This is a genomic window from Psychrobacter sp. NZS113, from assembly GCF_015864825.1.
In the GTDB taxonomy this organism is placed as follows: Bacteria; Pseudomonadota; Gammaproteobacteria; order Pseudomonadales; family Moraxellaceae; genus Psychrobacter.
The window spans coordinates 603,814-619,300 of sequence record NZ_JADYWL010000001.1 but is presented as its reverse complement, the minus strand read 5'-3'; the positions used below and the strand labels follow the sequence as shown (position 1 = coordinate 619,300).

The following is a 15,487-nucleotide window of genomic DNA, read 5'->3' as shown; positions in this document are numbered from 1 at the left end:
CAGCTAGTATAACATTATTGATTCATAAATTTATGTAATAACTCACTTTTCTCAATACATAAATAAAAAAAAGCCACCCAATGGGCAGCTTTTTTTGTAACTATATATTTAATCACATAACCAATTGGCTATTACTTATTGAACAACCATGTCTTTAGTTTGTTCAACAGTCATTGTTTTGTCACCAGTGATGATGGCATAAACACGACGGTTCATAGCACGACCTTCTTCAGTGTCGTTTGGAGCGATTGGGTTATCATAACCATAACCAACAGTTGATAGACGGTTTGGAGCGATACCGAATTCGTTAGTTAGCATAGATTTAACTGCAACGGCACGAGCTTCAGACAGACGTTGGTTATAACGTGCTGAAGGACCAGTTTTAGAAGCATGACCTTCTACACGTGCTGTAGAGTTAGGATACTCACGCATCTTCTCTGCTACTTTAGCGATTTCTGGCTGATACTGAGTTTTGATAGCTGATTTATCGTTATCAAAGAATACACGTAGTTCCATTTTCAGTTCATCAGTAATGTCTACTGGTACTGGGCAACCGCGCTCATCTACTACAACGTTCATTGGAGTGCCTGGGCATGCATCGATGCTATCAGGTACGCCATCACCGTCAGAATCAAGATCAGATTCAACAACTACTACTGGAGTGTTGTCAACCATTGGCTCTTGCATTGGCGGTACTGCTACTGTAGGTGCTAAATGGCCACCAAGTACAACTTCTAGACCGGCCAAAGCCATGCCTTCCCACCAGTTGTTATCAAAGTTATGAATCGCACGAGCTTCACCACGTAGGCTTATAGCGTCGTTGATACGATACATAGCACCTAGACCTAGGTTACCGATAGTATCTTTAGAGCTTGATACTTTAGTACCAGCAGTAACTGTTTCGCCAGTTACATCAGAAACATAAGTTTCTTGGTTTTCTACTTTGATCTTAGATTGACCAGCACCAACCAATACATATGGCTTCAATGCACTATCAGTGTAACCAGTGAATTCTTCAGTACCGATTAAGAAGTTACCAGTTAACATGGTTTGTTCTACATCAAAACGGTTAGCGCCAGATTCAGCTGAATCTTCAGAAGCTTCGCCATTCGCGTTTGATACACCATACTCAACTTGGAACTGAGTAGAAGGAGTAAGTTCGATACCTAGAGCAGCACCAGTATATAGGCTGCTTTCTTTAGCAACACCACCATTCAAAGTACTACCATCATTAAGTTGTTTACCAGTAGTCAATACTTCACGCTGTTTGTCAGAAGTATCACTGAATTCTTCAGTCATGTGATAACCAAGTAACAACGGGCTAATGGTAACACCAGCGTTAGCAGCCATAGGTGCAGCGGCTACAGCAAACAAAGCTAGAGCTATTTTATTCAATTTCATGGACTTCCTCCAAAGGATAAGTTTAGTGATGCATTAAGCAAAACCGTTCTTCAAGACGCTTCAAATAGACATCTTTTACGAATTTCAAGTGACAAAGCAAAACCAATTAAGGAGTAGCTTAGCGATTATCGATTCAGTTTACAACTTTTTTCGTTAAGGAGCTACACATTATTACACGATAATGTTGTAACTAAAACACAATAGCCTGCTGTAGTTACCTATAACTAACGCGCCTTACGCTTTTTATCTTTTGTATGTCAGTTTCCCATAGGTAACAAACCTAATAGCACCTATTGCCTGAGCATATTTTAATACGACAAGCAATTTTTCTCTATTGTTAAAACCTTTCATTCACTAATTGAAACAAATTTTGACAGTAGATATATATTCTGTATATATTAGGATAGCCAACATTGTTTCATATATGTGAAATTCCGCCCTATTTTCAAGTATTTACCTCATCAAAATACTCAAGCCATATGCTATTAAAGGGCTTTTAGGAACACTTGAACAGCCAATGATAAAAAGCGAGATCGTTTTATTGAAATAACTCATTCATTATAGGTAATAAGCTCTTATGACACTGCTTTATAGAATGTTATCAAGCTATGGAAAGCTATCTGCGTTTTTATTACGTTTATTGAGATCAATTGCCTATAAGCACCTTCGTAAGAGATCTGCCTTTTCTATAACGCGACTTCATATGTCGTTTTCTAACATATCTCCGTTCGATAGAGTCATAGTAAATAAAAGCATATTTAAATATAAACAAGGCTTTACCCTAGTCGAGCTTATTGTCACCATTTCAGTTTTAGCAATTATAGTAGCGATTGCAATGCCATTCATACAAACGCACTTGGCACACATGGAAGCCAAACGTATCAAAAGTCAGTTAAAAAGCTCGCTGACCCTAGCGAAAGCTGAAAGTTATATTAGAAGACAAAATGTGATTGTTTGTTTGTCTGATAACGGAGGTCGCTGCCATAGAGATAGCGACATGACACTTTTGCTCTTTATAGATAAAAACGATAATAAGCACTTTGATGATCAAATAGATTCCCTACTCTCTCAGCAGCCTTTAAACCCTAAATACAGCAAGCTAAGTTTACGGGTTGGCGCCAGACGCCATTACACTAAGTTTTGGGGTGACACTGGCAAGCCTCGAGGGCATTTTGGTCATATCAAATACTGTCCGATTGTTGACTATAATGAAGCGATGTACCTCATATCATTTAGCCAAGCAGGCCGTATTACACAGAAGTTTAATGAGAACCACCCTACCAAATGTGAGAGTTAACCAGATCAGTATACGATAACGATACCTTTAGTAGTTTTAACTTATAGCTCGTCTACAATAGATTTATATTGAATAACTTATTTGGATAAAGGTTTTTGTAAAAAAGGTGAATTGAATTATCAATAATGAAGATATGCGCACAAGAAATATTTCTCATATCAATATCTAACTCACTATCGAAACACATATCTAAAATAATAGGTTAAATAGCATGTGCTTTGAAGGAAGGTAACCTTTATAGATAGTACAAAGCATACAATCACCTTCACTATTGATAACGTCGCTGCTGCTGCCATAGTAAACGACTTTGTAACGGCTGATAATCAAGCAAATGATCTATGAGGTGTCGATATAACTTCGACCAATGATTCAGAGTCATTTTGGTAATACCTAACTCTGCCATGTTTATCAATTCAGCACCCATGAATACCGTTTTCATAGTGGTGCTTTCTAAATGTTCAGATTGTAGTTTATTCTGTAAAACGGGCATAAATCCCACATCAGGTAAAAAGCAATAAGAACAATCTGGTTCGATAACATCTTGGACACTATCGTGGGTTAAAGTTAAGGTAAAGCCCAACTCTTCAAATAAGTAAAACTCAAATTGGCGCAGACACAGTCTTAATTCATCGGTATCTAAAGGCTGTCGAAGTTGATGCAAACTGTTTTGATAGTGCTGCCACAATACAGGCATGGGATCTTCAGTAGGTAACAACCGCCACAATATTTCATTTAGGTATAGTGCAGAGTATTGCTGCTGGCCAGTGATGTTGCCATAAGGTAATGACTCTAAGGTAACAACAATATCAGTTTCTTCTGCGCTAATTGTTGAAGTAGAGATTTGTGACGTGATATTGATTTGACTGAAGGTCTTTAAATCACGTTTGCCGGTAGCAAAGAGTTGTAAAGGCATAAACAATGGCGCGCCTTTTTTTCCAATACCATGTATCACACCATGCTGTTGAGAAAATAAATAGTATAAAGCGCGCTTTTCTTGATAGGGACGCTGATGTAATAAGTAACCGACTAGCGCTTCGTTACGCATTTTTTATTACCTCAGCATCTAGCACATAGAGAAATCTTCAAAATGCTAATATCTAATCAATATCCCAAACTGGTCAATGCGCGTTCATCATCAGACCAACCACGCTTCACTTTCACCCATAGTGTGAGCATAATTTTCTTATCAAAAAGCTGTTCCATATCTTTGCGAGCGTCCATACCCACTTGCTTGATACGTTGTCCTTTGTCACCAATGACAATCGCTTTTTGACCACTACGCTCGACATAAATAGTCGCATCGATAAAAGTGCAAGCTTTACGTGGGCGACCTGTTTTTGGATCAGTATGTGCAGGTTCGTCTTTAAATGCATCAATTTGTACTGTTAAATCATATGGTACTTCGTCACCTGAACTACGCATGATTTTTTCACGGATAATCTCACTGGCTAAAAAACGCTCTGAGCGATCAGTGATTTGTTCAGTATCATAAATAGGTGCCGCAACTGGTAGGTGTGACGCAATTACTTCTTCTAAACGATCTAGATTTTGATTTTTTAAAGCAGATACAGGCACGATATCAGCAAAATCAAAACTAGCATTAAAAGTCTCGATAAGTGGCAATACACTGCCTTTGTCTTTTAAGGTATCTGACTTATTAATAACCAATACTACCGTTAAGTTTGTATCACCAAGCTTTTGCAATGTTAATAAATCATCATCACGCCACTGGTCTGAATCAACAACGAATAGCACCAAATCAACATCAACTAACGCAGATACGGCAGCTTTGTTCATACGCTCATTGATAGCACGCACTTCATTACGATGAATACCTGGTGTATCCACGAATACAGCCTGCATCTCATGATTTGATAAAATACCGTGAATACGATGACGAGTTGTTTGCGGTTTACGTGATGTGATAGACAGCTTTTGACCCAACAAGTGATTCATTAGTGTCGATTTACCGACATTTGGACGTCCAACAATAGCAACATAACCTGTCTTAAAGTTATCAGCTATACCTTCATGACGACTAGGCGAAAAGAATTCCTCAATTGCCATATCGTTTTCTGACGTAATATCTTTTGAGTGGTCGATATCATCATTCGTTATATCAGTATTACTTTGGCTTAGGGTAATGTCTTTTTTCTCAGTCATATTTTTGGCGTTATCTTCGTTATTTGATGGCAAATCAGTATGATTGCTCATAGGGTAATCCTGTAGGTTTTATAACCAGTCAAACAGTACATACTGATGAATTGGTTTTATCAGCACTAAAAAATTAATACCGTTATCGGTTGGAAAATATTTGAGGTTTGAAAATATGTGACGTTTAAAAGAAAACAAATAAGCAGTTTTTAAAACGTCACTGAATATGTGTCGTCAGTTTAAAATTACGTTGGTAACAAATAGCTAAATATTAGTTATGTACGCTTTTTAGCTGAGCCTGGAAGTTTGTGCAGCTGATTAATCATAAGTTCTGCTGCTTTTTGTTCAGCGATACGGCGGCTCTCACCAGATTCAGTAATGTCAGGACAGTTATTGATATTAACATGGCAACGTACAACAAAGATCTGATACGGTGCATTACCACGTGTTTCCATTAGTTCATAATGGGGCAAGTCGAACTGCTTAGATTGAAGCCACTCTTGCAAACGGCTTTTTGCATCTTTCAATGCTTTTCGATCATTGACATTATCAATCAAATCTCCGTACCAAGAAAGCACGCAATCTCGTGTAATGTCCATATCTTTACTGTCTAAATATATAGCACCTATTAGGGACTCTACCGCATCAGCCAATATAGAAGCACGATTACGACCACCACCCTTCCTCTCGCCCACTCCTAATATGAGATGGTTAGAGAGTTCTAAGTTTTGCGCAATGATGACCAGTGACTCTTGGCGTACCAACGTTGCACGCATACGAGTTAATCGACCTTCATTTTGGCTAGGATAGCGATGATACAAAGCCTCACCGACAATCATACCCAGTAAGGCATCGCCTAAAAACTCTAAACGCTCATAGTTTTTCTTGCTATCAAATGAGCGATGCGTCAATGCAAGTTTCGGAAGGCTCAAGTCGTTGAACACATAGCCCAACTTACGCGTTAATACCGCTAGCCGCTGAATAAATTCTGAGCTAACAACAAGCGTGTCGACAGACGTGCTATTTTGTTGAGGAGTAGGAACCGCTTGGGAGTGCTGCGAAGTTGGTTTCATGCGTGGCTTGTGGTTATCCCTTCTGTTTTACGGATTTAGTCATAATATTTATCGACTAAGGTTATAAGGAAAATTTCAGAGGGTATTAACACCTCTTTCAATTACTCTGCTGCTGCCATATCAATATCACCTTCAAAACGATTGACGATATCAATATTGCTAAAGAAATTATTGGTTATTGCATATTGCTTGTAGATGGCCAACTGACCTGTTTTTTTATCTGTAAAAGTAAAAACATCTTCTGCTGTAGTGTTATAGTCCGCATTAATAGATAACTGTCTATTAACGCGTTCAACAAACTGTTTAGCCGTTTCGTTATTATTATTTGACTCTAGAAGCTCCGTACCCAAGAGCTTGGTCAATTGATAGTCACCAATCTGAGCTGGCACAATAGCAACTGTCAATTTAGCAGCAATGCCCAATACCATGATGATAAATACGATGCTTGTCACACTAGCACCGCGCTGCGTGGCCAATCCAGATAATTGCTGCATTATTGTATTCCTCTACTGATAAGTTACTATTTTTAGTGAATACCCAAATATTAGGTATCCGTTTATTAGATAGCAACAATATTAGCACAAAACTATTATCGAAAAATCAACCAATAGAGATTCTCATAATCTTAATTAATAGCACCATTACGTTGGAAGGTTGGTAAGTTAAGCCCTGGTGGCTTATGCATCCAAATATAAACCGCTTTACCAGCTAGGTTCTCATCAGGTACAAACCCCCAAAATCGACCATCGGCACTACGGTCACGATTATCACCCATGACAAAATAATGGCCTTCTGGGACATTGATACGCCATTCTGTCCCTTCTGAGCTAACCACTTCTGGAGATTGCTGCTGTAAAAATGGTGCGTACTGAGCACTGTTCATACCAGTCAAGTAGCGAACAAGATGCTTGTTCTCACCCGGTGTTTCTTGAAAGTACTGCGCCTCATTTTCTTCTTGCTGACCCATTGCAGCTGCACTTTCCTCTGTCAGCTCTTGTCCTGGAGCAATTTGTCCCGGCAAATAAAGCTGTGAAGTCAATTCAGCATTTGCCGCAAAATCTACTAGCTGAGTGTCAATCGGAACATCATTAATCGCAAGTACACCTTGATCGTAGCTGACAGTATCACCAGGCAATCCAATCACACGCTTAATATAATAAATACTAGGATTTTCAGGGTAGCGAAATACAGCGACATCACCATGCTCAGGCGAGCCTGTATCCAATATTTTATTATAAGTTAGCGGTAATCTCACACCATACGAGTACTTGTTCACAGCGATAAAATCACCCGTATATAGCGTCGGCACCATAGAAGATGATGGAATATTAAAAGGCTCAATCAAAAATGAGCGCACAATTAACACCACTGCTAATACGGGGAAAAAGTCATAAGCCCAGCGTACTAGCAAACCTTCTTGACCACGCCCACGAGTTTTGCGTTGTTTGAGTGCCAATTTGTCTAATAGCCAAACTATACCCAAGACTACGGTTAACGGCACTAAAATTAAATTGAAATCAAAATCCATACTAGTTTGCCTATTAACGAGCTGCTGCTTTAACGGTTGCTATTTATCAGTTAATTGTATTGATAATTGCCAGTTCTATACTAGTAGTGAATACTCACTACTTACTCTACTTGCAATACAGCCAAGAAAGCTTCTTGTGGAATTTCCACATTACCCACTTGCTTCATGCGTTTTTTACCAGCTTTCTGTTTAGATAGTAGCTTTTTCTTACGTGAGACATCGCCACCATAACATTTAGCTAGTACATCTTTACGCATAGCTTTCACTGTACTACGACCGATGATTTGACTACCAATAGCCGCTTGAATGGCCACATCAAACATCTGACGTGGAATCAGCTCTTTCATCTTAGTAACCAATGCGTTACCACGATAACGTGACTGAGTTTCGTGCACGATCATCGCTAAAGCATCAACTTTATCACCGTTGATTAGAACATCGACTCTCACCAGCTTGTCGACTTGATAACGCTCAAAGTTATAATCAAGCGAGGCAAAACCACGTGAGACCGACTTTAGGCGATCAAAGAAATCCATGACGACTTCGCCCATTGGAATATCAAATATCAGCTGTACCTGTCTACCCATAAAGCGCATATCGACCTGAACGCCACGACGCTCAATACACAAAGTCATCACATTACCCAAGTACTCTTGCGGCACTAAGATCTGACAGCGAGCAATTGGCTCACGAAACTCTTCGATGTTGTTTGGCTCGGGTAGATGTGAGGGGTTATCTACATAGATAACATCGCCGTTCTTTTTCTCAATTTCATAGATTACTGAAGGCGCTGTAGTGATCAAATCCAAGTCGTATTCACGCTCTAGACGCTCTTGGATAATCTCCATGTGTAGCATACCCAAGAAACCACAGCGGAAACCAAAACCAAGCGCATCTGAAGTATCTGGCTCAAAAAATAGCGATGCATCATTGATCTGCAGTTTTTGTAAGGCTTCACGGAATTTTTCGAAGTCTGTAGACTCTACAGGGAACATGCCAGCATAAACTTGCGGGGTGACTTGTTTAAAGCCTGGAATACGATCCACATCAGGGGTCTTAGCATGAGTGATGGTATCGCCTACTGGTGCTCCGGCAATATCCTTGATACCCGCAATAATAAAGCCTACTTCACCCGCTTCTAAAATACCCGTATCTACAGGCTTTGGCGTAAATACACCAATAGAACCCACTAAATGCGCTTCTTGAGTTGATTTAATATAGAGCTTATCACCTTTGCGTATAGTTCCTTCGCGTACACGAACCAATGACACCACACCCAAATAGTTATCAAACCATGAATCAATAATCAGCGCTTGCAATGGCGCTTCACGGTCACCAGTCGGTGCTGGAATAAACGCAACCAATGCTTCGAGCAGCTTATCGACGCCTAAACCTGACTTGGCTGATACTCGAGGTGCATCAACCGCATCAATACCAATAATGTCTTCAATCTCTTGAATAACACGTTCAGGCTCAACTTGTGGCAAATCAATTTTATTCAGTACAGCCATGACTTCTAGGCCTTGATCAACTGCCGTATAGCAGTTGGCTACTGATTGCGCTTCTACGCCTTGCGCGGCATCAACGACCAAAAGCGCACCTTCACAAGCGGCTAATGAACGCGACACTTCATAAGAAAAGTCGACGTGTCCTGGTGTATCGATGAAGTTGAGCTGATAACGCTCACCATTAGGATGGTCGTAGAACAACGTTACCGACTGCGCTTTGATAGTGATACCGCGCTCACGCTCAATATCCATGGAGTCAAGTACTTGCGCCTGCATCTCGCGATCTTGCAAGGCACCGCACATCTGAATAAAACGATCAGCAAGTGTCGACTTGCCATGATCAATGTGGGCAATGATTGAAAAGTTACGAATATTGGCTAATGCAGTCACAAAGCGCCTACTAAATTAAGGGTGATAGAATAATGAAACCAAAAGAATAAATGCTGTTGAACGCAAGCGATATAATGATTGCGTATTGCTGAAAATAGCTCAAATCAGCTTATACACTAAAACTGCTATCTCAAATCAATAGCCGAATAGGCTATTACTTACGTGCAGATGTAAAAGAGTATTCTAGCAGTTTTCCACTACAAAGTAAGGCGATTTTGTGAGTAGAGAGATGATTTACAAGTGAAGTTACGAGCTGATAACCATACAGAGAGAAAGTATGGTACTTATTAGGACTATATTGTCCTCTGTGGTGATAGCAATCTACCAAAACGACTCACGATCAATCGAAAGTAAAGACTATTGAGATATATTGGATTTAGGGTGGCTCTTCTCTACAAGTTGAATTTCCGCTTGGCCCAAATATTTATACATCCATGGTGACTTACCGTAAAAAGCCCCGTTTATCTGAGTTTGTTCTATCAAATATTCACGAAATCTTAGATAAAATTCGTTGTCTGGGCTTTTGGGCCGTTGCCAAAAATCGCTAAGTGGTTTTTGATCAGTCAGCTTAGGCGTATTATAAATCGCACGACCCATGATCTTGGTTGGTTTTTTATGATATACCGATTGCAAACCCGTAGTACTGTTGATAGTCAACATACCAATACTATGTTTCATCAAAGTTGGCAAGTGCATATCACAACCATAAAAAACACGGTCAGCCACTTGATAGCGCACTGCCAAGCTAAATACTAACTCACGATAGTCTCGATGACCACGATCTAATGGGTGATGTTTCAGTACAAGTAGTTGTTGCTTATCAGCATAAGTTGAAAAACTTGCAATAGACTCATCAATGAACTGTACCACATCTCGATAATCACTATGATGCGTAATCTGTGAGTCATTATGCACTTGCAAACTAATCAAAAAGTAATTATTGCTTTCATTCTTAGTCAGTCTATGTTGCAATTTTTTATCAGGTACGTAATCTCGCAACTTACGCCATGGTGCTCTCAGCCAAGCAATCGCTTCTTGCCATGCTGTCATGCCACGGTAGTGCGAATAGTGTGGATAGCGGCTTTTGTACATCCAAGCAATAATATAATAAACAATAGCAGCGATGCTCAACCGATAAAAACGATTGTGTGTGTATAGCGGCTGATCATTGGCCTTTTTTAGGGCTTTGATATCTTCTATATTTAAGCGTGAATAGCCATTGATCCCATGTTCTTGCAAGGTGATATAGTCAGGACGCAGATACCCTTCTTCAAATACGAAAAATGAGGTCTCTAACTGCTCACTAATACGGGCGGCCTGCGTATGATGTGGGCGACAATCACCAAAACAAACAATCGCATCAATAGCATTTTCTTTAATAAATTGCTGCAACCAAGAAGAGAAATGCGCTAATGTTCCAGTATATTCATAGGTATTATCATGATGATAGAAGAAGGCATCACCTGCGTTAAAGTTAATTTTGCTAACTTTAATATCTTGGGTTTGTAGAAATTTCGAAAAGCGATTGAAAAATCCGCCCATTTTTCCTTGTAACAGCAATACATGTCTATGAGTAAGCAAGTGAGACATCGAAGCTGCCATAGTATTGGGCTACCATTAAGTGAAAGAGTAAGAAACAAAAACGAGAGTGATCGTTAAACTGTGTGAAGGCACGTGCGCAATAAGAGATTATACCGAAAAACAATCTGCTTGTCGCAGTGGAATTATGCCACTATGCCAAAGCCAATTAACGGGATACTTTACGCACGAGCTGCTGAAATCGATGACGCTGCTGCATAAATCGTATGGCTGCATGACGTTTGATTTGTGTGGTCAAAGTCGATACCACTGAGTTAGAGGTCTGAATTGAACGATCTATATTGCTAGGCGTTGTAGTCTGAGAACCTTGACTACAACTATCTTCTGGCCGATGCTCGTTTTTAAGTGGATACAGGTAGTCAATAACCTGCTCTACTTGCGCAAGCCCATAGCCGTTCGGCAGACGATATAATGGATAACAGATGAGCACGCAATGCAGCAATTGCTCAAGCGTCAGTACTGTGTCTCTTTTACGCCTTTCTAAGTATTCAGACTTGGGTGATAACTTGGCATCAATATCCGTCGTCAAACCCCATCCTGCATAAAACGGCAAACCATAACAGGTAACCTGTAAACCACGCAGCAATGCCTCAAAACCCGTCAACGAGCTGATAGTGTGCACTTCATCGATACATTCTAAGCAGTCAGGCATGGCCGTATCATAGGCGACCGCATTTACTTGACGTAAACCTGCTTCTGCTACTTTGCCTGCTCGCAGCCCTGCTTCAACGTCAGGATGCGGCTTATAAATCAGATAAGCATCAGGATTGTCTTGGCATACTCGATCTATCAAACCACTATTAGTCTTGATTGTTGAACCACAATATTGAACCGATAAATCATCCTCTACTTGACCAATAATGAGAATTCGGTGTTTGCCCGATAACTTTGCTTTCTGCATCCATAAGCTATGCTGGCTATCAGAGTTGTTAGCATCAGCGCCAACATTGTACTTACTCACGCGCTGAGTAAGTAGCTTCTCTTGCAGCAGTTTTACTCGTGTATTTTGGTATGGATTTAGCGTTTCGCAGTTACATAATAATGTTTCTAAATCTGATGGCTGAGTCGCATCATAATAGATACCCTGCTTATCTATGACTACCGACAATGGCGCGAGTAGTGTGGCACCTAAACCATTTGAGCGAATAAACCCATCCTCCATACAGTAAATAGAAGGCATTTCAGAAGGTTGCACTGCTAACTTTTTCTGTCGCTTCTGTTGTACTTGCTGGCGTTTGGCTAAGCCCCATACCAGTGAAGGTCGTTGATAATTGACACGAAAATGATCTGGATGCAGTAGATTCTTCAGTCGTGGCTTTGGTTTGATGAATAATGTTGTACGTGGCAGATTAATAAAATCTTTAACAAAAGGTAATTTCCAGCGGCTAAACTCATATATTGTCAAATCACCTTCCAGACGTAATTGCCAATGACGATTGGTCACCAACCAATCAATCGCTGCATCGATGGCACAAGCCTGTTTTGTCGCTGGATCTACATAGTGGCTATAATCAATATAAGCACTATGAAAAAGCATTTCTAACGTTGTATTAAACCTCTTACTAGACGCTGTAGAAAATAATAATAAGCCTGGTTTTTTCTTAGTATTCACTGATGCTTTGGCAAGCATTCCACGGCGTCGCTCAACTTCTTTAAGCAAATGCTTGGGGGCTCCGCTATCGTCGGTCAGACCCCAACCACTGTACCAGTTGACCCCAAAACAATGCACTTTTTTACCCAACATCAATGCCTCAAAACCCATGTGTGAGCTGACGGTATAGACATGCTCTACTTGGGCCATCAGTGCAATTGGATTAAGTGATTGCGTTAATAGACGAACGTTTTTGGGTAATTTGAAACTGGTCAGGTATCCTGTTTTCGATGCGGGGTGAGCCTTTATCCAGATATGAGAATCAGGATGATTGCGGCAAGCGGCTTTCAACATTCGCTTAAATTGACGTTTGTTAGCACCAGCCCCTCTAACAGAAGCATCACCAGCCACTTGGTCAATCAATAAGATATGCGACTTTAGCGGTGTTTTGAGCGTGTACGGATGTTCTTGACCAACCAATTCGTTTAATAGAGGGCAATCAATGACTGCATTATACTTGCTGATTTTTTCATTACAAATACGTGCCATCAATTGCTGAGCTCGCTCCTCATCTGCTCCGCTATTATCGATAGTAGCGTTTTTAGTACGCTCAATAATCAGCTGCTCGAGGCGTGAACTCTGTGTTAGATCAAAGTAGATACCAATGTCATCAACGACCACACTCAAACCATGACGGCTACTAGTACCCGAATCTAATGAGCGTAAAAAGCCATCTTCAATACTGAGGGTTGAAAGCTGCTGCTTTTTCGCAGCTTTGTCGGCCCGCTGATAACTTTTCTTATGGCCCCAGCCCACAAATGCTTGCGGTAACGGCGATAACAACTGATTTTTTTGAGCAGGCAACCATTTGAGTAGCTGAGCATTTAATACATATTTCACGCCCGACCAAGGATACCATCGCTGAATATCTGCTTGTAGCAGGTGCGGCAACAATACATTGTTATGACGTATACCCTTACCCACAACAGCCAATTGGTTAAATAACAATGGCGACTGTGCCGCAATGACAGGCTCAGACATTAAAGACTGGGATTTGGTATTCGTATCATTTTCCAGTCTTTCTGTCATTTGTTATACCTTACTAATGGATCGTTAGTAGTTGAGCGTAACTAATTACACTCAATTAAAAAATATTTGGCTTAAAACACGTTAACTCGTCAAGTCATGATTAGAATACAGCATTTGCTGCGACAGCCAATTGATAAAGAATTTGCGTTATGCCACGAGCGATTTCGACGCGCTTGGTTTTGACTTTTGGCAATACCATGATCGCATCACCTTGCTGAATACGATAAGCAGTATTGACCACCTCGTTTGTGCCATTTTGATGAATCACAAGAATCTCTTTCGTATCAGCATTGTCACCAAAACCACCAGAGCTAGCGATATAGTCACCAACCGTATAATCAGCATTAAACGTAAGTGCCCCTTGAGCACGTACTTGACCATTTACCGTAATGATAGAAGTTTGTGCAGGTATCTCAATGATATCGCCTTGCTGCAAAATGATATCTTGCCAAGAATTTGGTACAACAACAATCCGACCGTTTGTCTCTACTTTACGAGCTTTGGCCACAAACTCTTTGACTAAAGTAGCATCATCTTGACGCAGTGCTGCTTCTTCTCGAGTGGTTGATTGAGTCGACAGCGTCATCTCTTCTAAGCGATCAAGCGACTCATTGATCATCGCCTTTTGCTGTATAGCAACCGATTCACGATAAATGGTCAAGTTGGTTAGCTTTGCAAGCGGGCTGGGTTGTAATTGCGGGACAATATCTTTTAAGCGAGCCCCATAAGGTACAATCATCGCACCATTACCCGTATGCGCCCCTTTAACTTGAACCGCAATCGTACCTGCATAGCGATCTGAAGTGACGACCATCTGGTCTCCGTTATAGACAGGAACGTTTTGAGCCTCAGTCAATGAGTAGTATTCGGCCGTCTGCGCACGGCCTGCACTACGGGTAATACTGACATTGGTGGCGTTCGCTGCTGGACTGGCCACTTGGAGTACATCACCAACGGTAAGATCATTTACATCAAATTCAAAAGTGTATTCGTTCTGAACTTGTCCACTAACGACAAAAGTTTTCTTTTGCGGAGAAACGGTTATCACATCACCATCACGAAACGAGAATGACTGCAGCTTACCGGCTAATAGGAAATCATATAAATTGACTTGCTGTAGCATCTGACCATTACGTTTGATTTGAATATCAATGTAGCTACCACGAGTTGGATCAACACCGCCTGCTCTATCTAGATAAGACAACACTGAATCTGCTGCTAAACCGCCATAATAACCAGGTTGTTTGACAAAACCGGTAACGAATACTTTCACTGGCTGTGCTTGCTCTAGTGACGCATAGACACCGACGTTCGAGCGGTAAATACGACTGACAGCGCTTTTGACCACGTTTTGCAAATTACCATTTTGCACACCAGAGATACGTACTGGACCGACATTGGGCAAAAAGATATTACCTTGTGGATCAACCGTGGTGGTCGCTGCATATTGATAGGCACCCCACATCCTTACTTGGACGTTGTCACCAGGGTTTATCACATAGCTGTCATTAAAAGTAGAGCCAGAAGTGGTCGAGAATGCCCCACGAAACAACTGCTCACCAAACATCATATCTTGAGTATTAATATCTTGATAAGGACGCGTGGTATTGATAACTGACTGACTTGGCAAGCTCGCTGCATTCACTGCCTCTTGCATCGTTGCCTGAGCAGGCACACTGCCAGAAAATGCTTGTGTTGAGGCGTTGCTAGTGTTATTACTCGTACCAAAGCTAGATCCAGCTATCTGATTAGCAGCGCTATCTGCCGCTATTGCTGGCAGGCTCGTCGCGGCCATCGCCAAACTAGTCATCATCACGATAAAACGTGGTTTCGTATTCATGCGTTGTATTCCTTTGC

11 protein-coding genes are annotated in these 15,487 nt (G+C 40.9%); 1 reads left to right on the top strand and 10 read right to left on the bottom strand.

All coding sequences use genetic code 11. The features are described from left to right. Positions 1–135: 135 nt before the first annotated feature. Positions 136–1,401: an OmpA family protein gene (locus I6E61_RS02610; protein WP_197129246.1), complete on the bottom strand. Its 1,266-nt coding sequence runs from the start codon at positions 1,399–1,401 to the stop codon at positions 136–138. Positions 1,402–2,104: 703 nt separating this feature from the next. On the opposite strand from I6E61_RS02610, the gene I6E61_RS02605 reads away from it, so the two are divergent. Further along, positions 2,105–2,698 carry a GspH/FimT family pseudopilin gene (locus I6E61_RS02605; protein ID WP_197129243.1) on the top strand — a complete coding sequence of 198 codons (594 nt, stop codon included), beginning with the start codon at positions 2,105–2,107 and terminating at the stop codon, positions 2,696–2,698. 268 nt (positions 2,699–2,966) lie between these two features. Here the strand turns inward: I6E61_RS02605 and I6E61_RS02600 are convergent, their stop codons facing one another. From I6E61_RS02600 to I6E61_RS02560, 9 genes are all read right to left on the bottom strand, one after another. Further along, positions 2,967–3,743, bottom strand: coding sequence for a DNA repair protein RecO (locus tag I6E61_RS02600; RefSeq protein ID WP_197129240.1), 777 nt, complete (start codon positions 3,741–3,743; stop codon positions 2,967–2,969). 56 nt (positions 3,744–3,799) lie between these two features. Then, the gene (gene era, locus I6E61_RS02595) at positions 3,800–4,765 is read right to left on the bottom strand and encodes a GTPase Era (RefSeq protein WP_227685650.1); all 966 of its coding nucleotides are present in this window, start codon (positions 4,763–4,765) and stop codon (positions 3,800–3,802) included. Between the two features lie 362 nt (positions 4,766–5,127). Then, positions 5,128–5,925 carry a ribonuclease III gene (gene rnc / locus I6E61_RS02590; protein WP_197129233.1) on the bottom strand — a complete coding sequence of 266 codons (798 nt, stop codon included), beginning with the start codon at positions 5,923–5,925 and terminating at the stop codon, positions 5,128–5,130. 101 nt (positions 5,926–6,026) lie between these two features. Next, a complete protein-coding gene (locus I6E61_RS02585; RefSeq protein ID WP_227685632.1) occupies positions 6,027–6,419 on the bottom strand; it encodes a DUF4845 domain-containing protein in 393 nt (130 codons plus the stop codon). A 131-nt stretch (positions 6,420–6,550) separates the two neighbouring features. After that, entirely contained in the window at positions 6,551–7,453 is a 903-nt protein-coding gene (lepB, locus tag I6E61_RS02580; protein ID WP_197129230.1) for a signal peptidase I, read from the bottom strand. Between the two features lie 101 nt (positions 7,454–7,554). Then, positions 7,555–9,351: a translation elongation factor 4 gene (gene lepA, locus I6E61_RS02575; protein ID WP_194195917.1), complete on the bottom strand. Its 1,797-nt coding sequence runs from the start codon at positions 9,349–9,351 to the stop codon at positions 7,555–7,557. Between the two features lie 357 nt (positions 9,352–9,708). Further along, positions 9,709–10,953 (bottom strand): capsule biosynthesis protein, encoded by a 1,245-nt coding sequence (locus tag I6E61_RS02570; RefSeq protein WP_197129227.1) that lies wholly within the window; start codon positions 10,951–10,953, stop codon positions 9,709–9,711. Between the two features lie 145 nt (positions 10,954–11,098). Then, on the bottom strand, positions 11,099–13,630 hold the full coding sequence (locus I6E61_RS02565; protein WP_227685631.1) for a capsular polysaccharide biosynthesis protein: 2,532 nt from the start codon (positions 13,628–13,630) through the stop codon (positions 11,099–11,101). Positions 13,631–13,730: 100 nt separating this feature from the next. Further along, positions 13,731–15,470, bottom strand: coding sequence for a polysaccharide biosynthesis/export family protein (locus tag I6E61_RS02560; protein WP_197129224.1), 1,740 nt, complete (start codon positions 15,468–15,470; stop codon positions 13,731–13,733). Positions 15,471–15,487 lie beyond the last annotated feature (17 nt).

Coding starts and splice junctions, on each gene's coding strand:
- I6E61_RS02610 (WP_197129246.1), bottom strand. CDS start 1,401: ATGAAATTGAATAAAATAGCTCTAGCTTTGTTTGCTGTAGCCGCTGCA.
- I6E61_RS02585 (WP_227685632.1), bottom strand. CDS start 6,419: ATGCAGCAATTATCTGGATTGGCCACGCAGCGCGGTGCTAGTGTGACA.
- I6E61_RS02565 (WP_227685631.1), bottom strand. CDS start 13,630: ATGACAGAAAGACTGGAAAATGATACGAATACCAAATCCCAGTCTTTA.
- I6E61_RS02570 (WP_197129227.1), bottom strand. CDS start 10,953: ATGGCAGCTTCGATGTCTCACTTGCTTACTCATAGACATGTATTGCTG.
- lepB (WP_197129230.1), bottom strand. CDS start 7,453: ATGGATTTTGATTTCAATTTAATTTTAGTGCCGTTAACCGTAGTCTTG.
- era (WP_227685650.1), bottom strand. CDS start 4,765: ATGGCAATTGAGGAATTCTTTTCGCCTAGTCGTCATGAAGGTATAGCT.
- I6E61_RS02605 (WP_197129243.1), top strand. CDS start 2,105: ATGTCGTTTTCTAACATATCTCCGTTCGATAGAGTCATAGTAAATAAA.
- rnc (WP_197129233.1), bottom strand. CDS start 5,925: ATGAAACCAACTTCGCAGCACTCCCAAGCGGTTCCTACTCCTCAACAA.
- I6E61_RS02600 (WP_197129240.1), bottom strand. CDS start 3,743: ATGCGTAACGAAGCGCTAGTCGGTTACTTATTACATCAGCGTCCCTAT.
- I6E61_RS02560 (WP_197129224.1), bottom strand. CDS start 15,470: ATGAATACGAAACCACGTTTTATCGTGATGATGACTAGTTTGGCGATG.